The 22,610-nt window shown below is 73.7% G+C and carries 21 protein-coding genes and 1 pseudogene; 8 read left to right on the top strand and 14 right to left on the bottom strand.

Annotated features, from left to right (window positions below):
* Window positions 1-24: 24 nt before the first annotated feature.
* From ACSHWO_RS03840 to ACSHWO_RS03820, 5 genes are all read right to left on the bottom strand, one after another.
* Window positions 25-573: an HAD domain-containing protein gene (locus tag ACSHWO_RS03840; RefSeq protein WP_438310049.1), complete on the bottom strand. Its 549-nt coding sequence runs from the start codon at window positions 571-573 to the stop codon at window positions 25-27.
* A 61-nt stretch (window positions 574-634) separates the two neighbouring features.
* Window positions 635-1,219, bottom strand: a complete 585-nt coding sequence (locus ACSHWO_RS03835) for a helix-turn-helix domain-containing protein (RefSeq protein ID WP_385804278.1) — start codon at window positions 1,217-1,219, stop codon at window positions 635-637.
* Window positions 1,220-1,507: 288 nt separating this feature from the next.
* Window positions 1,508-2,017 (bottom strand): mycothiol transferase, encoded by a 510-nt coding sequence (locus tag ACSHWO_RS03830; RefSeq protein ID WP_438310048.1) that lies wholly within the window; start codon window positions 2,015-2,017, stop codon window positions 1,508-1,510.
* 100 nt (window positions 2,018-2,117) lie between these two features.
* Window positions 2,118-2,306 (bottom strand): DUF6381 family protein, encoded by a 189-nt coding sequence (locus tag ACSHWO_RS03825; protein WP_385804274.1) that lies wholly within the window; start codon window positions 2,304-2,306, stop codon window positions 2,118-2,120.
* A 442-nt stretch (window positions 2,307-2,748) separates the two neighbouring features.
* Entirely contained in the window at window positions 2,749-3,825 is a 1,077-nt protein-coding gene (locus ACSHWO_RS03820; RefSeq protein ID WP_438310047.1) for a PHP domain-containing protein, read from the bottom strand.
* Between the two features lie 202 nt (window positions 3,826-4,027).
* On the opposite strand from ACSHWO_RS03820, the gene ACSHWO_RS03815 reads away from it, so the two are divergent.
* On the top strand, window positions 4,028-5,389 hold the full coding sequence (locus ACSHWO_RS03815) for an FAD-dependent oxidoreductase (RefSeq protein WP_438310046.1): 1,362 nt from the start codon (window positions 4,028-4,030) through the stop codon (window positions 5,387-5,389).
* A 154-nt stretch (window positions 5,390-5,543) separates the two neighbouring features.
* Window positions 5,544-6,197, top strand: a complete 654-nt coding sequence (locus tag ACSHWO_RS03810; protein ID WP_438310045.1) for a HutD/Ves family protein — start codon at window positions 5,544-5,546, stop codon at window positions 6,195-6,197.
* 65 nt (window positions 6,198-6,262) lie between these two features.
* Here the strand turns inward: ACSHWO_RS03810 and ACSHWO_RS03805 are convergent, their stop codons facing one another.
* The gene (locus ACSHWO_RS03805) at window positions 6,263-6,703 is read right to left on the bottom strand and encodes a MarR family winged helix-turn-helix transcriptional regulator (protein ID WP_361085384.1); all 441 of its coding nucleotides are present in this window, start codon (window positions 6,701-6,703) and stop codon (window positions 6,263-6,265) included.
* 138 nt (window positions 6,704-6,841) lie between these two features.
* Between ACSHWO_RS03805 and ACSHWO_RS03800 the strand changes: the two genes are divergently transcribed.
* On the top strand, window positions 6,842-8,362 hold the full coding sequence (locus ACSHWO_RS03800; protein WP_438310044.1) for an MFS transporter: 1,521 nt from the start codon (window positions 6,842-6,844) through the stop codon (window positions 8,360-8,362).
* Between the two features lie 104 nt (window positions 8,363-8,466).
* Here ACSHWO_RS03800 and ACSHWO_RS03795 read toward each other — a convergent pair whose 3' ends face one another.
* The 4 genes and pseudogenes from ACSHWO_RS03795 to ACSHWO_RS03780 form a co-directional block, all read right to left on the bottom strand.
* Window positions 8,467-9,042, bottom strand: a complete 576-nt coding sequence (locus ACSHWO_RS03795; protein ID WP_438310043.1) for a pirin family protein — start codon at window positions 9,040-9,042, stop codon at window positions 8,467-8,469.
* A 92-nt stretch (window positions 9,043-9,134) separates the two neighbouring features.
* On the bottom strand, window positions 9,135-9,806 hold the full coding sequence (locus ACSHWO_RS03790; protein ID WP_361085375.1) for a hypothetical protein: 672 nt from the start codon (window positions 9,804-9,806) through the stop codon (window positions 9,135-9,137).
* Window positions 9,807-9,984: 178 nt separating this feature from the next.
* Window positions 9,985-11,997 carry an RICIN domain-containing protein gene (locus ACSHWO_RS03785; RefSeq protein WP_385804260.1) on the bottom strand — a complete coding sequence of 671 codons (2,013 nt, stop codon included), beginning with the start codon at window positions 11,995-11,997 and terminating at the stop codon, window positions 9,985-9,987.
* Between the two features lie 301 nt (window positions 11,998-12,298).
* Window positions 12,299-12,861 (bottom strand): annotated as a pseudogene (locus ACSHWO_RS03780) (EamA family transporter).
* Here ACSHWO_RS03780 and ACSHWO_RS03775 point away from each other — a divergent pair.
* Window positions 12,836-13,222 (top strand): MarR family winged helix-turn-helix transcriptional regulator, encoded by a 387-nt coding sequence (locus ACSHWO_RS03775; protein ID WP_438318905.1) that lies wholly within the window; start codon window positions 12,836-12,838, stop codon window positions 13,220-13,222. The pseudogene ACSHWO_RS03780 and the gene ACSHWO_RS03775 sit on opposite strands and share 26 nt — an antisense overlap.
* On the opposite strand, the gene ACSHWO_RS03770 is transcribed toward ACSHWO_RS03775, so the two are convergent.
* Entirely contained in the window at window positions 13,150-15,102 is a 1,953-nt protein-coding gene (locus ACSHWO_RS03770) for a galactose oxidase-like domain-containing protein (protein ID WP_438310042.1), read from the bottom strand. The two genes, ACSHWO_RS03775 and ACSHWO_RS03770, sit on opposite strands and share 73 nt — an antisense overlap.
* Window positions 15,103-15,326: 224 nt before the next feature.
* Here ACSHWO_RS03770 and ACSHWO_RS03765 point away from each other — a divergent pair, with 224 nt between their 5' ends.
* The gene (locus tag ACSHWO_RS03765) at window positions 15,327-15,989 is read left to right on the top strand and encodes a DUF4360 domain-containing protein (protein ID WP_438310041.1); all 663 of its coding nucleotides are present in this window, start codon (window positions 15,327-15,329) and stop codon (window positions 15,987-15,989) included.
* A 103-nt stretch (window positions 15,990-16,092) separates the two neighbouring features.
* On the opposite strand, the gene ACSHWO_RS03760 is transcribed toward ACSHWO_RS03765, so the two are convergent.
* Window positions 16,093-17,121 carry an AraC family transcriptional regulator gene (locus ACSHWO_RS03760; RefSeq protein ID WP_438310040.1) on the bottom strand — a complete coding sequence of 343 codons (1,029 nt, stop codon included), beginning with the start codon at window positions 17,119-17,121 and terminating at the stop codon, window positions 16,093-16,095.
* Between the two features lie 127 nt (window positions 17,122-17,248).
* On the opposite strand from ACSHWO_RS03760, the gene ACSHWO_RS03755 reads away from it, so the two are divergent.
* On the top strand, window positions 17,249-18,175 hold the full coding sequence (locus ACSHWO_RS03755; protein ID WP_438310039.1) for an MBL fold metallo-hydrolase: 927 nt from the start codon (window positions 17,249-17,251) through the stop codon (window positions 18,173-18,175).
* An 84-nt stretch (window positions 18,176-18,259) separates the two neighbouring features.
* Here ACSHWO_RS03755 and ACSHWO_RS03750 read toward each other — a convergent pair whose 3' ends face one another.
* Together ACSHWO_RS03750 and ACSHWO_RS03745 are read right to left on the bottom strand one after the other, a co-directional pair.
* Window positions 18,260-20,257, bottom strand: a complete 1,998-nt coding sequence (locus ACSHWO_RS03750; RefSeq protein WP_438310038.1) for a helix-turn-helix domain-containing protein — start codon at window positions 20,255-20,257, stop codon at window positions 18,260-18,262.
* Between the two features lie 32 nt (window positions 20,258-20,289).
* Window positions 20,290-21,690, bottom strand: a complete 1,401-nt coding sequence (locus tag ACSHWO_RS03745) for an MFS transporter (RefSeq protein WP_438310037.1) — start codon at window positions 21,688-21,690, stop codon at window positions 20,290-20,292.
* Between the two features lie 464 nt (window positions 21,691-22,154).
* On the opposite strand from ACSHWO_RS03745, the gene ACSHWO_RS03740 reads away from it, so the two are divergent.
* On the top strand, window positions 22,155-22,328 hold the full coding sequence (locus ACSHWO_RS03740; protein WP_361085353.1) for a thiazolylpeptide-type bacteriocin: 174 nt from the start codon (window positions 22,155-22,157) through the stop codon (window positions 22,326-22,328).
* A gap of 87 nt (window positions 22,329-22,415) precedes the next feature.
* Window positions 22,416-22,595, top strand: a complete 180-nt coding sequence (locus ACSHWO_RS03735) for a thiazolylpeptide-type bacteriocin (RefSeq protein ID WP_361085350.1) — start codon at window positions 22,416-22,418, stop codon at window positions 22,593-22,595.
* The last annotated feature ends 15 nt before the right edge of the window (window positions 22,596-22,610 follow it).

Genomic DNA, 22,610 nt, shown 5'->3' with positions numbered 1-22,610 from the left:
CGGGCGCTCAGCGCGTGCGGGCGCTCAGCGCATGCGGGCCCGGCCGAGCCGGGCTGGCCCGCGCAGCCAGGCGTCGAGCGCGGCGAAGTCGGCGTCCGTGAGCCCGAACCGGGCGTCGACACGGTGCAACAGGGCCCGGCCCGGGTGGTGCGCGTCCACCCAGGCCCGGTCCGCGGCGGCGATCTCGTCGTCGACCCAGGCGAACGGCCGCCCGGCCGCGTGATCGAGGAGGACGCGCACCTTCCAGTGCGGCCGCCTCCGCCCGGCCCCCGGCCCGTCCTCCTCGGCCGGCTCGGGCAGGGGCACGACGGGCAGCTGCGGCAGCCCGATCCGCGGCCCGACCCACGCGTTCGCGTCGTCCATCCAGGTCGTGGCCCACACCAGGGAGCAGGGGAGGGCCAGCAGCCGCGGGCCGATCGCGGGATCGAGCCGGGCCAGCAGCGGGTTCCCGTCGTCAGCGGGCCCGTACAGCGGGTAGCCGTGCGGGAGTTCCCGGGGCGTCGCCCCGAACGGGATCAGCGGGCCGTCGACATCGAGGAAGAGGAGGGGCTGGAGGGGCCGTACGGATTCCATCAGCGCAAGCATGCCGCAGACACAGCGGCCGCCGCAGCCGAGGTCCCGCCGAGGGGACCCGCTACACCTGACCCTGGCGCGGCTTGGCCCGTACGTGCACGCGCTCGCTCTGCGGGCCGAACAGGCTGAGGATCTCCACCGGTGCCTCGCCGGTGGAGCCGAACCAGTGCGGCAGCCGGGTGTCGAACTCCGCCGCCTCGCCCGCCCTGAGGACGAGGTCGCGTTCGGCGAGGACCAGCCGCAGCCTGCCGCTCAGCACGTACAGCCACTCGTAGCCCTCGTGCGTCCGCGGGTCCGGCGTGCTGCGGGCGGCCGGGATGACCATCTTGTAGGCCTGGAGCCCGCCCGGGTTCTGGGTCAGCGGCACGATCGTCGTGTCCGCCCGCCTGATCGGCTTCAGCCGCACCCGCGGATCGCCCACGGGCGGCGCCCCGACCAGCTCGTCGAGCGGCACGGCGTACGCGCGCGCCAGCGGCAGCAGGAGTTCCAGGTTGGGCTTGCGCTCGCCGGACTCCAGGCGGGACAGCGTGCTGACCGAGATGCCGGTGGTCTCCGAAAGCCGGGTCAGGGTGATGCCGCGCTTCTTGCGCAGGGTGCGCAGCCGCGGACCCACGGAGGCCAGGACAGCGGCATCGTCGTTCGCCATGACGGCAAGCCTACGGGGCCGGCTCCGCGGCCTCCCGGGCGTCCCGCAGGTCGTGGGGCGCCCGCGCCCCGGCCCTTGCCCGGTGTCGACGGGGTCGCCGGCCCGTGCGGTCCCGGTCCGCACCGTCCCGCCGGGGCCGGCCGCGGGGGCGGCGCCCGCCGCGACGGCCAGCAGGAGGGTGCACAGCAGGGTGGCCACACGGCCGGCGCGGTGCGTTCGGTCTCGGTCGACCGCCTTCCGTCCCGGGGGCGGGGGAGGCGGGTGGCGTGGCGTGGCGTCCGGCGGGGCTCACTGCCGGCCGAGCACGCCCCGTACGTAGGCCGCTTGGCCGGCGTGCTGCAGGTCGTCGGCGAGGACGCTGACCAGCCGCACGCCCAGGGTGACCGCAGGGTCCCAGCGGTCGTCGACGATCCGTTCGAGGTCGGCCGCGGCGAGGCCGCGGATGAACCCGAGGCTCTGTTCGTGCACGGCGTCGAAGTAGCCCAGCAGCAGCTCGCCGGAGTCGACGCGGACCGTCCCGACCTGCTTGGCGCTGTGCCCGAACCCGGTGTCCGCGGCGGGCAGCGGCAGTGCGAACCGGGCCGCCCAGTCCTGGGCCGTCCAGACCTGTTCGAGGCCCGACGCGTCGGCCACGTGGTCGTCCTGCACCCGGGTCAGGTGCCACACGAGCCAGGTGATCGAGTTCGCCTGCGGGTCGATCCGGGCGTTCAGCCCGTCCGCCGACAGCCCCTCGACCGCCTCGTGCACCACCTCCCGGATCCGCTCGTACCCGTCGGCCAGTACCTGTGTCGCCTTCATCCACCGTCCCCGGATCCGTCCCTACCGCTCCCGCTGCCGTCCGCCCACGGCATCGGCCGGAGCCCTGCGGCTGCCGGCCGATGCTCCTGGCCATCGACGCCTACATCGGATCCATACCCCGATCGTCGATCTTGCTCTCCTGCTCGCTCTGCTCCTGCAGGCGGCGGGCCTTGTCCTGGAGCCGGCGCCGCTCCTCCGGGTCGGTGGAGCGCTCGGCCGCCCGGGTCAGCTCCTGCGCCTTCTCGCGCAACTGCCTGACACGGCCGCCGGATCCGCTGGAAGCATTCATGATCACTCCTCGGGGGTGGGGGTAGGAAGAGCGCATTCAGCGAAACAGCAGTGCCGCGGGGACGCATCTCGAACCAGCGCCGCGCGCGGTCCGTGCGGGGCGGGTGTCCTCCGTTCGCCCCGTGCGCACGGCGCAGCGCGGTCGGGTGCCCCCGTCCCGACGCCGCTGCGGCGGCGCCCGCCCCCGGGCGGGCCGGGATCCGTCTCCCGGCTGCGGGCCGTTGGTGGTTCCCCGCGCGGTTCCCCGTGCCCCTGAGGGCGTGCGGGGAGCGGGAGTCCGGCTCGGCTGTGAGGTGGCGGTCGGGGGATGCCGCCCAGGGGCGCGGGGAACCGCGCGCGCAGCCACGGACGGCCCGCCGACGGGACCCGTCACTCCGGCGGCACCGCCGGAGCCGCCCCGGCCGAGCGGTCAGCCGGCCGGGGCGGCGGCGGGAGCCGGCGGCTCAGCGTGCCGACGCGGAACCCGCACCGGTCCGGCTCCGCCCCCGCGGCGGCCTGCGCGTACGGGTCCAGGCCAGCAGGTCCTTCTCCCGCCACGTGTTCACGACCCGTTCGGTGGGCACCCCGCACTCCACGGCCCGCTCGCAGCCGGTCGGCTGCCAGTCCAGCTGGCCCGGCGCGTGCGCGTCCGTGTCGATCGCGAAGAGCGTCCCCGCCTCCACCGCGAGCCGCAGCAGTCGGCGTGGCGGGTCCAGCCGCTCGGGGCGGCTGTTGATCTCCACGGCGGTTCCGGATTCGGCGCACGCCGCGAACACCGCCTCGGCGTCGAACTGCGACTCGGGGCGGGTCCGGCCGGTCACCAGCCGTCCCGTGCAGTGGCCCAGCACGTCCATCAGGGGGTTGCGCACGGCGGTGAGCAGCCGCCGGGTCATGGCAGGCGCGTCCATCCGGAGCTTCGAGTGGACGGAGGCGACGACGAGGTCCAGCCGGTCCAGTAGTTCCGGTTCCTGGTCGAGGGTGCCGTCGGGCAGGATGTCGCACTCGATGCCGGTCAGCAGCCGGAAGGGCGCCCAGGTCTCGTTCAGCTCCGCCACCACGTCCAGCTGCTCGCGCAGCCGGTCCGGCGACAGCCCCCGTGCCACCGTCAGGCTCGGGGAGTGGTCGGTGAGCACGGCCCACTCGTGGCCCAGGTCGGCCGCGGTCCGGCCCATCGCCTCGATGGTGCTGCCGCCGTCGGACCACTCGGAGTGCAGGTGGCAGTCCCCGCGCAGGGCCCGGCGCAGCGCTCGCGCGGCGGGTGTGGCGGGCGGGCCCTCGGGGTGCGCCGCGACTTCGTCCTCCAGTTTCTGCAGGTAGCCGGGGACGGCCCCGCCCAGCGCCTCGCGCACCACCTGGGCGGTCTTCGGTCCGATGCCCTTGACCGTCTCCAGCGTTCCGGCGGCGGTCCGCTGCGCGACCTCGTCCTCGCCCATCCGCGTCAGGGTGTCCGCCGCCGTGCGGAAGGCCCGTACCCGGTAGGTCGGCGCCTGGCCGCGCTCCAGCAGGAAGGCGATCCGCTGCAGTGCCGCTACGGGGTCCATCGACCACCTCCTGATCCGGTCGGTTTCCTCCCAGTTTCCCCCGTGATGTCCCGGCCGCAGATCGGCCCCGAGACTCAAAGCGCAGCTTTGAAGGGTCATAAGTTAGGGTTATGAGGCTATAAACGGGGGGCGGGTGCCGGGTTAGGGTGCCCTTAGTTTAAGGTGCCCTTTGATCCAGTTTTTCGGTCGAAGGGAACAACTCATGCCTCGCCCTCTGCGGGTAGCCATCGTCGGAGCCGGCCCGGCCGGAATCTACGCCGCCGACGCGCTGCTGAAGTCCGAGGCAGCCGCCGCCCCGGGGGTGTCCATCGACCTCTTCGAGCGGATGCCCGCCCCCTTCGGCCTGATCCGGTACGGCGTCGCCCCCGACCACCCGCGGATCAAGGGCATCATCACCGCCCTCCACCAGGTGCTCGACAAGCCGCAGGTCCGGCTCTTCGGCAACGTCGACTACCCGGGCGACATCACCCTCGACGAGCTGCGCTCCTTCTACGACGCCGTGGTCTTCTCCACCGGTGCCACGGCGGACCGCGCGCTCCCGATCCCCGGGGTCGAGCTCGACGGTTCCTACGGCGCCGCCGACTTCGTCTCCTGGTACGACGGCCACCCCGACGTCCCGCGCACCTGGCCGCTGAAGGCCGAGAAGGTCGCCGTCCTCGGCGTCGGCAACGTCGCCCTCGACGTCGCCCGCATCCTCGCCAAGACCGCCGACGAGCTGCTGCCGACCGAGATCCCGGCGAACGTCTACGACGGCCTGAAGGCCAACAAGGCCCTGGAGATCCACGTCTTCGGCCGCCGCGGCCCCGCCCAGGCGAAGTTCAGCCCGATGGAGCTGCGCGAGCTCGACCACTCGCCCAGCATCGAGGTCATCGTCAACCCCGAGGACATCGACTACGACGAGGGCTCGATCGCCACCCGCCGCTCCAACAAGCAGGCGGACATGGTCGCCAAGACCCTCGAGAACTGGGCGATCCGCGACATCGGCGACCGCCCGCACAAGCTGTTCCTGCACTTCTTCGAGTCGCCCGAGGAGATCCTCGGCGAGGACGGCAGCGTCGTGGGCCTGCGCACCGAGCGCACCGAGCTCGACGGCACCGGCAACGTCAAGGGAACCGGCCAGTTCACCGACTGGGACGTGCAGGCCGTCTACCGGGCCGTCGGCTACCTCTCGGACGAGCTGCCCAAGCTGCCGTGGGACGTCGCGACCGGCACCGTCCCGGACGAGGGCGGCCGCGTGATGGAGGCGGGCGAGCACCTGCAGTCCACGTACGTGACCGGCTGGATCCGGCGCGGGCCGATCGGGCTCATCGGCCACACCAAGGGCGACGCGAACGAGACGGTCGCGAACCTCCTGGAGGACCACGCGGCCGGCCGCCTGCACACCCCCGCCGAGCCCGCCCCGGAGGCCGTCGAGGCCTTCCTCGCCGAGCGGAACGTCCGCTACACGACGTGGGAGGGCTGGTACCGGCTGGACGCCGCCGAGAAGGCGCTGGGCGAGCCGCAGGGCCGCGAGCGCGTGAAGATCGTCGAGCGCGAGGACATGCTGAAGGCCAGCGGGGCCTGATCCCGCGGCAGGGGCCCGCCGGAAGCGGCGGGCCCCGCTGCACACCCGCCGGTACCCGGGACCTCCTGCCCGCCGGGCCCCGTCCGCGTCCGGCCGGCGGCCTTGCTAGGTTCCTGTCCGGCAACGGGAAACAGCGCAGTCGCAGGAGGCCGCCATGCACGTCGTACGGGGTGGCGCAGCCGTGCCCGGCGGGAGCCGGGTCAGGGTCCTGCGCGCCGGCGTCCGGCCGGCGGCCGCGTGGAAGAACGGCGGCGGCGTGACCCGGGAGATCGCGGCCTGGCCCGAGGGGGCCGGCGTGGACGACTTCGTCTGGCGGGTGAGCCTCGCCGAGGTGGCCGCGGACGGGCCGTTCTCGGCCTTCCCCGGCGTGGACCGCACGCTCACCCTCGCCGAAGGGGCGGGCATGGACCTCACCGTGGCCGGCGCCCGCCGCGTGGTCGGCGAGCGGTTCGCCCCGCAGGACTTCCCCGGCGACGCCCCGACCGACTGCCGGCTGCTGGCCGGGCCCGTCGTGAACTTCAACGTCATGTACCGCCGGGGCGCCACCCCGGCCGAGACCGCCGTCGTCCGCGGCTCGCTCGCGCTCACGGCCGCGCCGGACGACATCCTGCTGGTCGTCCCCCTGGAGGGCGGGGCCCGCATCGAGGTCCCCGGTGCCACCGGTGAAGCCGACGGCGGGAGCCTCGCCCTCGGGCGCCACGACGCCGCCCTCATCGGCGGGGTCCCGGCCGACGGGCCGTTCGCCGGGCTGCTGCGCAGCCCCGGACACACCGCCGTGGTCCGCCTTCCGGGCCGCCAGCCCGCCTGACGCGCCCCCCCCGCGGGCGCGCGTTCCACGCGTTCGTACGGCGCGCTCGTACGGCGCGTTCCGTCCTACGCGTTCTTCTCCAGGCCCGGGCGCAGGCGCCCCAGCAGGGCGTACAGCGTGGCCCGCTCGTCCTCGCCGAGGGTGTCGAGCGCCCCGTGAGTGGCCTGCATCTCCTCCCGGACCCGCCGGATGATGTCACGGCCGGCATCCGTCGCCACCACGTTCTTGACCCGGCGGTCGGCGGGGTCGGGCTCGCGCCGTACCAGGTCACGGGCCTCCAGACGGTCCACGATCCCGGTGACGTTCGATGCGTCGCACACCAGCAGCGTGGCCAGCCCGCGCATCGGCAGCGGGCCGTCGAGCTGGGCGAGGACCTTCGCCTGCGTGGAGGTGAGCCCGTAATGGGCCGCCGCGGTGGCGAAGTCGCGCCACTGGGCCGTGCCGATAGCGGCGAGCAGCTCCAGCAGCTGGAGCTTGGTGGGGGTCTCGGGGGCGGTGGTGCTCATGCTTCGAGCGTACTCAAGATCATTGACATTATCAACTATTTACTTGACCACCTTAATCATTGACCCCTACCGTCTGTGGAGTTACTTGATGACATCAAACATCTGCGTTCTGAAGCAGCGAGAAGGTTTCCCCGGAACATGAGCACCGCCGCCCCCACTCCCGCCGACGGCAGGACCCGCAACGAGACGGTCATCGTCTTCGCCCTGAGCCTGGCCGCCATGGTCGTCTCGATGATGCAGACCCTGCCGGTCCCGATCCTGGGCCTCATCCGCACCGACCTCGGCGCCTCGACCGCCGGCGTGAGCTGGGTGACCACCGCCACGCTGCTCTCCGCCGCCGTCTTCACCCCCCTGCTCGGCCGCTTCGGCGACCAGCACGGCAAGAAGACCACGCTGGTGGCCGTCCTCGGCGTCATGGTGGCGGGCTCCGTCATCGCCGCCGTCGCGACCTCGCTCCCCCTGCTGATCCTGGGCCGCGTCCTGCAGGGCGCCGCCACCGCGATCTTCCCGCTGGCCCTGTCGGTGCTGCGGGAAGAGGTCCGGCCGCAGAAGCTGCCCGGTGCGATGGCCCTGGTCAGCGGCACCCTCGCGTTCGGCAGCGGCCTCGCGCTCGTCGCCACCGGCCTGCTCACCTCCGGCGACGACGCCGACTACCGCAACGCCTTCTGGATGGCCACCGGCTTCGCCGCGCTCGCCCTCCTCGCCGTCGTCTTCCTGGTCCCCGCGACCCGCCACAAGACCGGCGGCCGCACCGACGTCCTCGGTGCGCTCACCCTCGGCCTGACCCTCCTGCTGCTCCTGCTGCCCATCTCGCAGGGCCACGACTGGGGCTGGACCTCCGGCCGCACCCTCGGCAGCTTCGCCGGCGCCGCCGTCATGGCCGCCCTGTGGGTGCTCACCGAGCTCAAGGTCGCCGAACCCCTCGTCGACATGCGGATGTTCGTCCACCGCCCCGTGCTCATGGCCAACCTGGCCGGCGTCCTCGTCGGCTTCGGCATGTTCGCGAACTTCCTCGGAGTCTCCTACCTCGTGCAGATGCCCGAGGCCCTCACCGGCTACGGCTTCGGCGCGTCCATCCTGCGCGCCTCCGTGCAGTTCCTGCTGCCCGGCGCGATCGTCTCGCTGCTCGCCTCGCCCGTCGGCGGGCAGCTGGTCCGCCACCGCGGCCCGCGCGCCGCGCTGGCCCTGGCCGCCGCCCTGGGCGCCCTCGGCTTCGGCTGGCTCGCGCTCGACCACGGCCACACCGCCTCCGTGATCGGCGCAGGCGTCGTCGTCGGTGCGGCCGTCAGCTTCGGCTACGCCGCGATGCCGGCCGTGATCATGGCGAGCGTCCCGCACCACCAGAGCGGCATCGCCAACGGCATCAACTCGATCTCCCGCTCCACGGGCAGCGCCATCGGCAGCGCCGTCGTGACGACGATCCTGGCCTCGAAGACCGTCGAGCACCTGCCCGCCGGCGTCCCCGCCCTGCCCGCCGAGTCCGGCTTCACCACCACCTTCTGGATCGGCGCCGCGGCCTTCGCCCTGGTCGCGGTCATCGCCCGGGTGGGACTGCGAGGTCGCCCCGGCCCCGCCGGCACCGCCGCCGGCGCGGCCGACCGGTCCGCCCCCGCCCCCGCGGAGGCGGCCGCCCCCGCGAAGCTCGCCGAGCAGGTCTGACCCCGCCCCGGCCCCGCAGTCCGGGGGACGGCACCGCACACGCGGACGCCGTGTCCCCGGACCGCGGCGTTCGGGTGTCGGGGTGTTCGGGTGCTCGGGTGTTCTCAGACGTCGATGCGGCCCATCAGGCCGCGCTGGTAGTCCAGCTGCGCCCGGCGGATCCCGGCGGCGTCGTTCATGACGAACGGGCCGGTGCGGGCCACCGGCTCGCCGATCGGTTCGCCGGCCAGCACCAGCACCTCGGCCGGGCCGCCGGGCGCCGAGACGGCGAACCGGTCCCCGTCCCGGGCGAGGAGGGCCAGACGGGGGTGCTGCGGTCCGCCCTCGGCCAGCAGTTCGGGGGTCGGGCGGGCGAGGTGGACCAGGCCCGAGCCGGCGGTCAGCCACTGGACCCCGCCGGGGTACACGACCCGCCTGTGCCCGTCGGAGTCGATGTCCTCCACCGCGCCGTCGATGACGTACTGGACGGTCTCGAAGCCTCGGCGGGGGTGCGGCGGCGTGCCCCTGGCCTCACCCGGGCCGAGCACGTGCGGGCCGACCTGGTCGACCACGGGGAACGGGTCGACCAGGGGCAGTTCGGGCTGCGGGAAGGGGCGGCGGACCGGGAAGCCCTCGCCCTCGAAGGTGTGGAAGGGGCGGAACACCCGGGCGGTGGAGCGTACGGCGGTGGGGGTGTCCATGCCCCGAGCGAACGGCATGGCCCGGCGGAGCGTCGACGCGGTCCCGCTTGGTTGTCAGGTCGCCGACGGTATCCGGCCGGGCACCCGTTCGTTCAACGCCGGCGAGCCCGCGCCCGGCGCACCAGCACGCCGACGGCCGCGCCCGCGAGGGCGATCACGGCCACGCCCGCCGTGGTCCACCAGACGGCGCTGCTGCTGCCGGCCTTCTCGGCGTCGGCGGCGGACGCCGGCGGCGAGGCCGGAGCGGCGGCGGGCGGCGGGGACTGCGCGGGAGCCGCGACCGACGGCACGGCGGAGGGCGCCGCGGCCGAGGCGGACGGGTCCACCGGGACCGGAGCGGTCGGCGCCGCGGAGCCCGTGGGCGGGGCGGGGTCCACGACCGGTACGTCGACCTCGCGTTCGGCGTGTCCGAGCGAGGGGAACCCGACGTCGACGGTCACCTTCCAGGTCCCGGGCGGCAGGACCTCGGCCGTGCTCCAGCCGACGCCCTGGCCCCGCACGAGTCGCCAGGGCCCCTGCGTACGGGTTCCGTCCACGCTGGTCGCGTTGACGGTGGCGGCAACGTTCTCGTCGACGGCGTCCCCGTCGTTCTCCCAGGTGACCTCGGTGGTGACGTGCCCTTCCCGCTGGCCGGTGATCACGACCTTGAGGGTGTCACCGTGGGCGTGGGCCGGCGTCGGCACGGCGAGGCCCAGGGCGGGGGCGAGGAACAGGAGCAGGGCTCCGAGTCCGGTGCGGACCGGGAAAGCGTGTCGTGTGCGCATCGTTGTGGTGCTCCCTGGTGCGGTGGGATGCGAGCAGTCCCGCAGTCGCCGCGGTGCGGAGCGCGCGGCGCCGGCCGCGCCGTGGGGGCGCGCGGCCGGTGCGGTGGGGCGGTGAACGTGAGGGGCCGGCGGACGACCGCGTGGGGGGCGGCCGTCCGCCGGTGGTCGGCGGCTCGGGTCAGCCGGCCTTCTGGACCGTCCAGACCTGGTTCGCGCGGCCGTCCGCGCGCTGGAGGTCGAGCAGCCACTCGCCGTAGTACGGACGGTTCGACACGGTCAGGGCGTAACCGCCGCTCGGGTCCGTGATGGTCGTCGTACCGTTGCGGGAGCCCAGCTTCCACTGCTGCGTGGAGCCGTTGCCGCAGGGCTGCTGCGCGATCCACATGCCCTGGGCCGGGGCCCCGCCCGTCTGCAGGCACTTGCCGGAGACGGCGGACTTGATGCGGACCAGGCCGTTGCCCGCGTCCTCGAACGTCCACTGCTGGTGGGTGTAGCCGTTGGCCTGCGCCCCGACGAGGATCGTGCCGTCGGCGCTGCGGCCGCCCCACAGCTCGGCGGCCATGCCGGTGCTGCCGTTCTGGAGCGTGTAGCGGGTGTTGGGGGCGGTGTTGCCGCCACCGCCGCCCGTGGTGCGGAAGACGGTGGTCTTGCCCGCGCCGCTGTCACGGCCGGCGCTGTCGCGCACCGAGACGGCGACCTTGTACTCCGTACCGGCCTGGAGGTTGTAGATGCGCACGGACTGCGACTGGACCCACGTCAGGTGCTTGCCGTTCAGCAGGACCTGGTACCAGGCGGCGCCGTCCACCTTGGGCCAGCTGACGACGACCGAGGTCGACTGGATCTGGCCGGCCGTCACCGTCGGACCGCCGGTGGGCTTCTTCGTCGGCGTCGGGCTGGGCTTCTGCGTCGGCTGGGGGCTCGGGTTCGGGCCCGGGTCCGTGCCGTTGCCGCCCTTGGACTTCATCAGGAACTGGTTGTCCGCGATGTTCCAGTGGGTGGCCAGGTAGCTGCCCGGCTTGGGGCTGGTGTGGAAGTAGTCGTCGTGGTTGCAGTCGAGGATGTTCTCGGCCGCCTGGTTGGTGCAGACGTTGCGCATCTGCGGGTAGTACGGCGTGTCCGAGTAGCACATCACGTCCCACTCGTCCGTGCAGTGGGCGCCGCGGCTGGTGTTGGGGGCGCTGTTGTTCACCGCGCCGAGGTTGTGGCCCAGCTCGTGCGCCGCGGTGTGTCCGCCCCAGCAACCGGAGTCCGTACGGCCGTAAGAGGGGCCGAAGTTGCTCTGGTTGTTCTGGCCCGGGCGCTCGTCACCGGCGAAGGTGCCGATGCCGCAGTAGACCTGGCTGTCCGCGAAGATCATGTACTTGCGGTCGCGGCGGTCGAGGCCCTTGGACGCGAGCGCGTTGTTGGTGGAGTTGAAGTCGGCCATCGCGGAGGCCGACAGCTCGATGTTCAGCACCGTCGGAGTGCAGTCGGCTGCCGTCACGTAGCGGATGTGACGGACGCCGCCGGTCTCCTGGGCGCTGTTCGAGTAGATGAGGTCGGCGTCGGCCGCCCACTTGCGGAACGACGCGAAGTACTCCGAGTACCGGTCGCGGTCGGGGCCGTGGACGTAGACCACCTGGACGCGGTTGCCGCTGTTGCCGTCACCGTCGCACTGGACGGTCTGACCGGCGGGACCGGCGGCCGCGGTCTTGCCGCTGCCGCTGCCGGCCGTCGCGGCGGGGGCCGGCGCGTCCTTGGGGGCGTCCTTGGCGGCCTTGGCGTCGGCGGCGGGCGCGTCCTGAGGACGCCCGCTGCTCTCCTCGGCCGGGGTCTCCGGCTTGGCCGGATCGGAGGCCACGGCCTGCGACTTCACGGCCGGGGCGACGTCCTTCTTGATGTCGACGTCCTTGGGCGGGGCGTCCGGACCGTGGCTGCACAGCCCGGTCTCCGTGCGGTAGACGCCGACGCAGCGGTCGCCCTTCTGCGCGGCCTTGAGGCCGTCGTAGACCATGCCGCGGTCCGCGTCGTTGGCGGGCTGCTCCTTCAGGGGGTCCGGCTCCGCGTCACGGGCCGGTGCGGCGGCCGGCGTGAGCGTCTCCGCGGCCGCCTGCGCGGTCGTCTCGGCCTGGGCGTCGTCGCCGAGGCCGGAGTAGGCAATGCCCCCCGCGATCACCGCCGCCGAGGCCATGGCGGCGGTGACGAGTATCAAGCGGCGCGGTTTGCGCCGGTGTTCGGGCTTCCTTCGACGGTGACCCGTCATGCGCACCTCAAATCCTTGGTCGGAGGAGTGGGTGCGAGGGAGCCTGCCAGATGGGCGACGTGGAGAATTCGGACAAACGGGAATGGCGATCGAGATATCGGACTGTTACCTGATGATGAGATTTGATGAACAGTCAACTCGCTTGTTTTCGGCGGAAGTTACGCGCGTAGGACGGTAAAGGTCCAGTCCTTTCATGTAATCTCGTTATCAAATCGAGATAAGGCGATCCGGCTTGTTGACGATAATTCAGTCAGGTATTCATCAAATTACTACGGGCTGAACTCTCGTTGTCACGAGCTGTGAGGAATCCTCTGTTCCGCCCTAGGAACACACCCGTCAGGGTCACTACGACCCCGCAGAGTTGCTGCGCGGTGAGCCCTCGCCGGCCAGCGCGGTACCGAGCAGCACGCCCGTCACCGGGTTCAGGGGCCCTGTCAACCCCGCTGTCGCGGCCGGCAGGTGCCGCAGTCCCGCGAACCAGGCGGCGAAGGCCGGCGCCGTCGCAACGGCGATCACGTAGCCGAACCCGAGCAGGGCCGGACCGTCGACCGCGGGCGGCGCCCCCTGCGCCGCCGCGGCCATCACGGTCGCCGCTGCACTGGTCGGCAGGTGCCGGGCGGCGACGTGCACCAGGGCGAAGAAGCCGCCGGTGTTGAGGGCGCCCAGCAGCAGCGACGTCCACCACCAGGAGCCGCTCGGCAGCTTCCGGGTGGCGGCGAGGAGGAGCAGCCCTGCGGGCAGGGACCGCAGGGCCGCCCCGTACAGGGGGTGGTCGGCGGCGCCCGACGTGGACGTGTCGCCGCAGGGGGTGATCGGCCGGCTGCACCGCCTCGGTCTGCCCCTGACCGACCGGCTGGACCTGGTCTACCGCCGCTACGGGTTGTGCGAGGGCGAGTTCGACGTCCTGGCGGCGCTCCGGCGCGCGGGCGAGCCCTTCGAGCGGGCACCCGGTGAGCTGGCCGTGCACACCATGGTCACGACGGGCGCGATGACCAAGCGGATCGACCGGCTCGAACGGGACGGCCTGGTCGCCCGCCGCCGGACCGCGGCCGACGGCCGCGGCCGTGTGGTCGCGCTACCGGCCGACGGTGCGGCGCGCCGTCATCGGGCGCCGAGCTTCACCCATTTCCCGGTGCTCGGCACGCCCTTGCCGTCGAGCAGGAACAGCAGGTAGTAGCCGGGCGGGGCGTCGGCCGCGCTCGGTGGCGTCCGCAGACCGAGGGTGCCGCCGGTCCCTGCGGCGCGGCCGGCGACGGGGCGGGCCGTCACGGCGAGTTCGAGGTGCCGCTGACTGGTGTTCACCGCGTGCGTGACCGTGGTCGGCGCCAACAGCACCGCCCGGGTGACCGCGGCCGCGGTGGAGCTGGCCACCTCGAAGTCCTTCCCGTAGCCGAGCTCGCCCGCGGGCACCCGGTCGAGGGCGGGCCGGTTGCCGCCCTGGTGCAGGTACGGCGGCTCGTACAGCTCGATGCTGCCGTCCATCTCGTCGCCGATGTCCGGGTCGTTCGCGATCTGCTGGAGCTCGTCCCCGGTGACCAGCACCCGGCCGTCCGGCAGGACCAGGGCGTTGGAGTGGTAGCCGCGCGGCAGCCGCTGCGCCGGACCGAGCCGCCACCGGCCGTGCGCGTCGCGCAGCTCGATCCGCCGGTACTTGAGGTCGGCCTTAGGGTTGAACGGCCCGTGCCCGTAGTCCCGGGTGTCCAGGGATCCGTTGACCGTGAGCAGCGTGCCGTCCGGCAGGATCAGCGTGTCGTCCTGCGTGCGGCCGAAGGCCCGCGGCTCCTCGGTGGTCCACCGGCCGCCGGACAGCCGGTAGGTGTTCGGGTCACGCGGGTCCCCGCCGAGGACCAGGACCGAGTCGGGGCCGCGCAGCCCGGCGGGCAGCGGCACCGCCGAGCCGTAGCCGCGGAAGTCGGCCGGGCGCCGGGGCAGGTCGGACCGGGTCTCCTCGACCGGGTCGAACAGCCACTGCTGGTCGGCGTCCCGGCCCAGGCCGTAGACCATCCCGTCGCGCAGGGAGAACAGGTGCGGGTAGTCGTTGCGGAACGGCGCGTCCACCCGCAGCCGCTCCGACGCCAGCCCGACGGGGATGTCGTACGGGCGCCAGGGCACGGGATGCCGCAGTGCGGGGAACCGCTCCACCACCGGAGTCGGTGTGCCCGTACCCCGCTCGGACTGGCCGGACATGATGATCTGCCGGCCGTCCGCACCGGTCACCACCGACGGGTACCAGCGGCCGACGGACATGTCCTGGTTGCGGAACCAGGTCTCGGTCCACGGGTCGAACACGAACGACAGCCTGGCGCCGCTGCCGCCCTTGCCGCCGGTGTTGCCGCCGAACACCCCGACCATGCCGTTGGGCAGGTAGGCGTGCCCGGCGCAGAAGAACGGCGCCGGGCGCGGGGCGTTCAGGCCGTCGGGCATGAGGACCGTCGGCGGCTCCACCTTCCGGAACGCCCGGGCCCCGGTGCCGAGGGCGGGGTCCCACAGGAAGGCGCGGCCCGCGTTGGTCCGGCCGATGCGGTCGGTGGGGCCCGTCTCCTTGGTGGGGTTGACCTCCACCCGCTCGAAGGAGAACAGCAGCACCTTGCCGGTGGGCAGCAGGGCCGTGTGCACGCCGAAGTCGGGGGAGGGGAAGAACTCCGTGAACCGGCCGAACCGGGCCGCCGGCAGTGCGTCGTTGGTCCTGCGCTGCGAGAGGGTCAACGCCGCCAGCCCGGAGCTGCGCTTGGCCTGCGGGTAGTCCTCGGCGCCGGCCGTGGCGCGGCGCCGCTCGGCGTGGGCCCGGGCGTGCGCCTCGCCGAGGACGGCGGCCTCGCCGGGGTCCGGGACCGCCGGTACGGGGGCGGTCCGGATCCGTGCTCCGGACGAGGGCCGTGAGACGGGCGCTTGGGCGGCGGGCGTTTGGGTGGCCGCCGGGGTGAGTGAGGCTGCTGGGGTTGGGGCGGCTGTTGGGGCGAGTGAGGTCGCCGGGGTGACTGAGGCGAGCGCGGCCACGACCGTACCGGCGCAGAGGGCGGCCGACCGCCGTACGAACCCACACCGATCCGCCATGAGCTGCTCTCCTCCCACTCCCGAAAGCGCCCAGAATAGAAGAAAACGGTCATTTGTTGCGGTTCGGCTCCCCGTGCTGTGGGGGACGGTGTGCCGCGCAGGGCCGTTCAGCCGCCGGAAGCCGCTGATGAAACGTTTCTTCGGTGAATCGGGGAGTCCGAGAGGGTGAGCGCCCGTGCCCACTGGGATGGACGGTCGTCCGGCAGTGGTTATCCATGGCCACTGTGATCAAGCCACTTCGCACCGCACTGACCGTCGTCGCCGCGACCGGATGTCTGGTTGCCCTGTCGCCCGCGGCCGGCGCCGCCCCCGGCGCCGCCCCGGTGGCTCCTCCGGGCCAGGTGGGCGTCGACGTCGCCAGCGTCAACGGCTCGGGGTGCCGACCCGGCACCGCGAGCGTCGCCGTCGCCCCCGACAACTCGGCGTTCACCGTCACCTACAGCGACTACCTGGCCCAGGCCGGCGGCGGCAGCTCCGTCACCGCGGGCCGCAAGAACTGCCTCCTCTCCCTCGTCGTCAACGTCCCCCAGGGCTACACCTATGCGGTGGCGAAGGTCGACTACCGCGGCTTCGGCAGCCTCGCCGAGGGCGCGATCGGCACGCAGAAGGCCAGCTACTACTTCCAGGGCATGAGCCAGACCGCCTACCGGACCCACCAGTTCCACGGCACGCTCGAGGACAACTGGCAGGTGACCGACACCGCCAGCATCTCGGCCCTCGTCTTCGCCCCGTGCGGGGAGAAGCGCAACCTCAACATCAACACCGAGCTGCGCGCGGAGGTCGGCACCTCCGACACCAGCAAGGTCAGCTACATGACCGTCGACTCCACGGACGGCGGCATCGGCACCGTCTACCACTTCTCCTGGAAGGAGTGCCCGGCCCGCTGAGGCCGCTGAGCCCGCCGGACGGCCGTCCGGCCCGGTACGACCGCGAGCCGTGAGCGGCTCGTGGGCCACGCCCGGGGCCCCGCCCGGGCGTGACCCCGGCCGCTCACGGCTCCTGTACTGCCCGGGCCGCCGCCCGGTACCGGCCGGGCGTGGTCCCGAACTCCCTGCTGAACGCGTGCGAGAAGGCGTACGCGGTGCCGTACCCGACCCGGTGGGCGACGGCGGCGAGGGGGTCCGCGGTGTCGCGGAGCAGGGCGGCCGCGTACGTCAGCCGCCACCAGGCGAGGTAGGCCATCGGGGGCCGGCCCACCAGTGCCGTGAACCGGCGTGCCAGCGTGGCCCGGGACACCCCCGCGTGGGCGGCGAGGCGTTCACCCGTCCACGGCGCGGCCGGGTCCGCGTGCAGGGCGCGCAGGGCGGCGGCCGCGACGGGATCGCCGAGGGCGGCCGGCCAGGCTCCGCGGGGGCCTTCCGCCATCCACGCCCGGACCATGTACACGAGCAGCAGGTCGAGCAGGCTGGGCACCGCCATCGCCGAGCCCGGCCGCGCCCCGTCCAGCTCGCCGCCCAGCAGGTCGATGGCGGCCCGCAGTTCGGGAGCGCCGCCCACGCGGTTCGGGAGGTGGACCACCGCGGGAAGCTCCAGCATGAGCGGGTGCGCGCGGCTCCGGTCGAGCCGGTACTTGCCGCACAGCAACTCCACGACCGGCCCGCCGCCGACCTGATCCCACCCGCGGCCGTCCGGTCCGACGCCGCCGGTCCCGCCTCCGTCCGGTCCGTCGGCGGGGCCGTCCGTACCGCGCAGGCCGGCCGGGGGCACCAGCAGCGTCCCGGCCCACACCCCCTCCGGCTCCTGTTCGAACGGCACCGCCCGCGCCACCCTCTCGGCGTCGGCGGGGGAGTCGGCCATCACATGGCCCGTACCGTGCGGCAGCAGCACCGCGTCCCCCGCGGCCAGCGAGACGGGCGGACCCGCCTCGGGCAGCAGCCAGCAACCGCCCTCCAACACCACGTGGAAGCCCGCCCCGTCGTACGGGGCGAACCGCGTGCACCACCGCCCGCGCACCCGGACCCGTTGCGAGGAGGGCCGCCCGATCCGCACTGCCGAGATCGCATCGCTCACCACGTCCACCGCACAAGCGTACTGCCCGCCCTGTCCGCCGGCCGTTGGCCGCCTGCCGCACGTCTGAGACAACGGCGTATCCCTGCGCGCCGATCGCGCATTGAGCGGCTCAACTCCCCTTCCTACGGTGGACGCCATGAGCAACGACAGCAACACGCGGACCATCGTGCTGGGCGACGTCGAGATCATCCGGGTCGTGGAGTGGCAGGGCGCGTTCGCTCCCGCCCGCGAGCTCGTCCCGGACGCCGGACCGCAGGTGTGGAAGGAAGACGAGGCCTCCCTGGCACCGGACCACTGGGACCCCGACCGCGACCTCGCCGTCCTCGCCCTGCAGACCTGGGTGGTGCGCAGCGGCGGACGGACGGTCCTGGTCGACACGGGCGTGGGCAGCGGGCGCGAGCGGCCCGGCACCCCGCACTTCCACCACCGGCAGGCCGACCTCCTCGGCGACCTCGCCCGCGCCGGCGTCCGGCCCGAGGACGTCGACACCGTCGTCAACACCCACCTGCACGCCGACCACGTCGGCGGGAACACCGTCGACGCGGACGGCGAATGGGTCCCGGCCTTCCCCAACGCCCGCTACCTCGTCCCGGCCGCCGACGACCACCACTTCGGTCCCGGGAACGGGTACGGCCAGGGCCTCCGGGAGGACGAGCGGTTGATCCACGAGGACAGCATCGCCCCCGTCCACCGGGCCGGACAGGCCGTCCTGTGGGAGGGCGCCCACCGCATCGACGAGCACCTCACCCTGGAGGCCGCCCCCGGCCACACCCCCGGCTCGGCCGTGCTGCGCCTGGAATCCCGCGGCGAACGGGCCGTCTTCGTCGGCGACCTGCTCCACAGCCCGGTCCAGATCCTCCGGCCCGCGTGCAACAGCTGCTTCTGCATGGACCCGCGGGCTGCGGCCGCGACCCGCCGCCGCGTCCTCGAACGGGCCGCCGACCGCCGCGAGCTGCTGATCCCCGCGCACCTCGCCGGCCCGGGCGCGTTCGAAGTCCACCGCCGGGGCGCCGACTTCGCCTTCGGCCCGTGGGCCGACCGCCACACCCCGCGGGGGGACTGACGGCGCCGGCCCGCCGCGCCGATGCCGCACCCTGTGACCGGCCCCATCGTGCCTCGCCCCGCCCCCGCCCCCGCCCCCACCCCCTCACCCGGGCCCGCCACCACCTCCGCGGTCGCCGTCCCGCCCGACCTCCCCCGGGCGGGGGAAGGCGGCGGGGCCCGCGCGCAGGATCCGCAGGGCGAGTTGGACCTCCAGCGCGCCGGCCGGGGTGTTCCAGTCCTCGCCCAGGACCTGCCCGATGCGGTCCAGGCGTTGGACCACCGTGTTGACGTGCACGTGGAGGGCGTCCTTCGTGCGGGCCAGGCTGGCCCCCTCCGCGAAGTACGCCTCCAGGGTCCGGACCAGTTCCGTGCCGCGCCGCGCGTCGTACTCCAGCACCGGCCCGAGCACCCGGTCCACGTACGCGCCCACGTCCGCCCCACCGCCCAGCAGCACCCCGAGGAACCCGAGGTCCGGGAGGCCGGCGCCTTCCCCGGTGCGGCCCAGCGCGTGCATCGCCTCCAGGCAGCGCACCGCCTCCGCGTACGCACCCGGCAGCGCCTCCGGCCCGGCCGCCGGACCCGCTGCGCCGGCGGTGACCGGCGCACCCAGCGCCCGGCCGAGGTCGGCGGCCAGGGCACGGGCGAGGGCGCCCGGGCCGTCGGCCGGGGCGAGCAGGACGACCCGCCCCTGATGCGGGCCGGCCAGGCCGTCGCGGGCGCGGGCGTGCCGCCCCGCCTCGGCGGCCAGCCGGGAGCGCAGGGCGGCGTCGCAGTCGAGCACCACCAGGGCGTGCGGCCGGCCGAGGTCCACCCCGAGCCGGCGGGCCCGCAGGAGCCGGCTGCCGGAGTCGTGGACCCGCCCGGCCAGCGGCGCGGCGAGCAGATCCGCGAGCAGCTCACCGCGGACCCGGTCCTCCGCCTGGGCGACGGACCGGCGCAGCAGGAGCAGCAGGGCCGTCACCAGTCCGGCCCGCTCGAACAGCCGCCGCTCGCTGTCGCAGAGTCCGGGGCGCCCGCCGAGGGCCAGCCCGCCCAACAGCTCCGGCCCGGCCAGCACGGCGCACACCCACACCCCGCCGACCACGACGGCACGGCCGCCGGACCGGGACGCGGTCAGCGCCCCGGCCAGGTCGCCGTCCGGCAGGCCCACCGGCTCGGCGCCGACCCGCGCGAGCTCCGCCCCGTCGGCGTCGTACACCACCAGGCCGCCTCCGCCGAGCAGGGCGGCCACCTCCCGGGCGACGTCGCCGACCTCGCCGCCCCGCAGCACGAGCCGGGTCAGGCGGTCGTGGGTCTCGGCCGCACGCCGCATCTCCTCGCTCTGCGCCCGGGCCGTCCGGGTCGCGGCCTCCAGGTCGACGAGCGCGGCCCGGGTCTCCTCCAGCAGCCGGGCGCTGTCGATGGCGACGGCGGCGTGGTCGGCCAGTGAGGACAGCAACGCCACCGCGTCGGGGGCGAAGGCGCGCACCGCCCGGTCGGCCGCGTACAGCACGCCGATGACCCGGGTCCCGACCCGCAGCGGTACGCCGAGGATCCCGCGCAGCCCCTCCTCCTGCACCCCGTGGTCGATGGCGGGCGTGTGCCGGAACCGGTCGTCGGTCCGGTAGTCGGCGGAGGCGTACGGGCGGGCCGTCTGGGCGACCAGCCCGCCGAGGCCCTCGCCCATGCCGAGCCTCAGCTGCTGGAAGGCGGCGGACACCGAACCGTCGGTGACCCGCATGAACGTGTCCCCGGCGACCGGGTCGTTCAGGGTCAGGTACGCCACGTCCGTGCCGAGCAGCATGCGGGCCCGGTGGACGATGGCCCGCAGCACCGCGTCCGGGTCGCGCAGCGCGGCGAGGTCGCCGGCGGTGTCGAACAGAGCCGTCAGCTCCGCCTCGCGCCGCCGGCGCTGGTCGAGGGTGTGCCGGACTTCCAGCGCCACCTGCGTGGCCTCCGCCACCAGGGCCTGCTCGGCGGGGCCCGCCCCGGCCGCCCGGGCCCGCTCCGCGGGCCGGGTGAACCGCTCGACCGGGGCGCCCTCGTGGAGCAGGCCGAGCAGTTCCCGGAGGGCGGCCGCCGCCCCGCCGGGTGCGGTGCCGGGGTCCTTCGCGGAGGTCATGGCGGCATTCTCCCGTGCGGGTCCGGCCCGGCTCAGGCGGGGTCGGGTCCGGCCGCGGCCGCAGCCCCGTGCGGGGACGCGGCCGCGGACGCAGGGCCGGCGGCGGCGCCGCTCCCCGCGGCCAGGTCGCGGCCGCGGGTCTCCCGGGCGAGGGCGACGGTCAGGGTGGTCACCAGCGCGGCAGCGCACAGGTAGAGGGAGACGGGCACCGAGGAGCCGTGGTCCTTGAGGAGCTCCACGGCGATGATCGGAGCGAGCGCACCGGCGACGATCGAGGCGAGCTGGGAGCCCAGTGAGGCACCGGAGTAGCGGACCTCGGTGTCGAACATCTCGGAGATGAAGGCGGCCTGCGGCCCGTACATGGCCCCGTGCAGCAGCAGCCCGACGGTGACGGCCGCGGTGATGACGGCGAACGACCCCGAGTCGACGAGCACGAAGAACCCGAAGGCCCACAGGGCCATGCCGGCCGAGCCGATCAGGGTGACCGGTCGCCGGCCGATCCGGTCCGAGAGGGCGCCCCACGCCGGGATGGCGGCGAAGTGGACGGCCGAGCCGATCAGGACTGCGTTGAGGGCGGTGCTCTTGGGCAGGCCGAGGTGGGTGGTGACGTACACGAGGAGGAAGGAGGTGAGCACGTAGTAGGAGATGTTCTCGCCGAAGCGGGTGCCGATGGCGGTCAGCACCTGCCGCGGGCTGCGCCGCAGCACCTCCACCACCGGGGCCTTCTCCCGGGCCCCGCGGGCGGCTTCGGCCCGGGCCCGCGCCTGCGCGGCGAGGAAGACCGGGGACTCGGAGACGCTGAGCCGGATCCACAGGCCGACGATCACGAGGACACCGGACAGCAGGAAGGGGACGCGCCAGCCCCAGGCGAGGAACGCCGCGTCCGACTGCACGGCCGCCAGCACCGCGAGGACACCGGTGGCCAGCAGGTTCCCGCCCGGCGCACCCGCCTGGGGCCAGGAGGCCCAGAACCCGCGGTTCCGGTCCCCGCCGTGCTCGGACACGATCAGCACCGCGCCGCCCCACTCACCGCCCAGCGCGAAGCCCTGCACCAGGCGCAGCACGGTCAGCAGCACGGGGGCGGCCGCCCCGATGCTCGCGTACGTGGGCAGCAGCCCCATGGCGAACGTGGCCCCGCCCATCATGAGCAGACTGACGACCAGCAGGCGCTTGCGCCCCACCTTGTCGCCGAAGTGGCCGAAGACCACCCCGCCGAGCGGCCGGGCCACGAACCCGATCGCATAGGTGATGAACGCGATCAGCGTGCCGGTCAGAGGATCTGCGGCGGGGAAGAACAGTTTGTTGAACACCAGGGCGGCGGCGCTGCCGTAGAGAAAGAAGTCGTACCACTCGACGGTGGTGCCTATGAGGCTGGCGGCGACGATGCGCTTGATGCTGCCGGGCGCTGGGGACGGTGTGGCAGAGGCGGCCATGAGTACCACTTCCGGACGGGGCTGGGGACGTTTCCGTGTCGCCACACCATAGAAACGCCCAGGTCAGCCGCACATGTGGCCCGTCACCACACTTACCGCCCCAAACATGTGAACCTCACCCATGCCCCGCCGACCGGGCGCGCCGCACGAGCGGCCCCGGTCGGCTTTCGGCACCGCGCCGGCGGTGGTTCCGGCCCGGGTGGGTGGCCATGCGCAATACGGAATGCGAAGTTCTTGATTTTCCCGGCTGGTTACTTTTAGGCCGCACGGAACAGGCCAGAAGGCGTGGACCTGACAATCTAATTGTGTTTGTTCTGTGCTCCCTTGTGGCCGTGCGGTGAGCCCGGCAATATTTTTTCAGCTCGAAAGCAGTCCCGGATGCCGGTGTTTTCGGCATCCTGCGGACTGCGGTATTTCGTGCATCGCACATTCGGCTTTCCACCCCCAATTTCCGGGAGACACGCATGTCCGAATTCGACCTCCAGGACCTCGACCTGGACCTCGGTGACCTCACCGTCACCGCCATGCGCGACACCGCCGCGCTGCCCGAGGGCGGAGCGTCCTGGGGCTCCTGCTCCTGCCAGGCCTCGTCCTCCTGCAACAAGCCGACCCTGGACAGCGACATCTTCGTCGGCTGACGACCGGGCGCCCATGGGCCCATGGGCCCGCACACGTGCACACCGCACCGATTCCGACCAGCAGACCCTCAAGAAAAGGAAACAGCCATGACCGGTGAAAGCGGCGCCACGGCATTCGAGATCGAGGACCTCGACCTCGGCGACCTCACGGTGACCTCCATGCGGGACACCATCGCGCTGCCCGAGGGCGGTGCGTCCAACGGAGGCAGCTCCTGCTCCTGCGGCTCCTCGTCCTGCGCCCACCCGCAGTACCCGCAGCCGTTCTAACGGCACCACACCACC

Origin of the sequence: Streptomyces pallidus (ex Mingjun et al. 2026) (assembly GCF_051550185.1) — a bacterium.
Taxonomy (GTDB): domain Bacteria; phylum Actinomycetota; class Actinomycetes; order Streptomycetales; family Streptomycetaceae; genus Streptomyces.
This window is presented reverse-complemented; position numbering and strand designations above follow the sequence as displayed.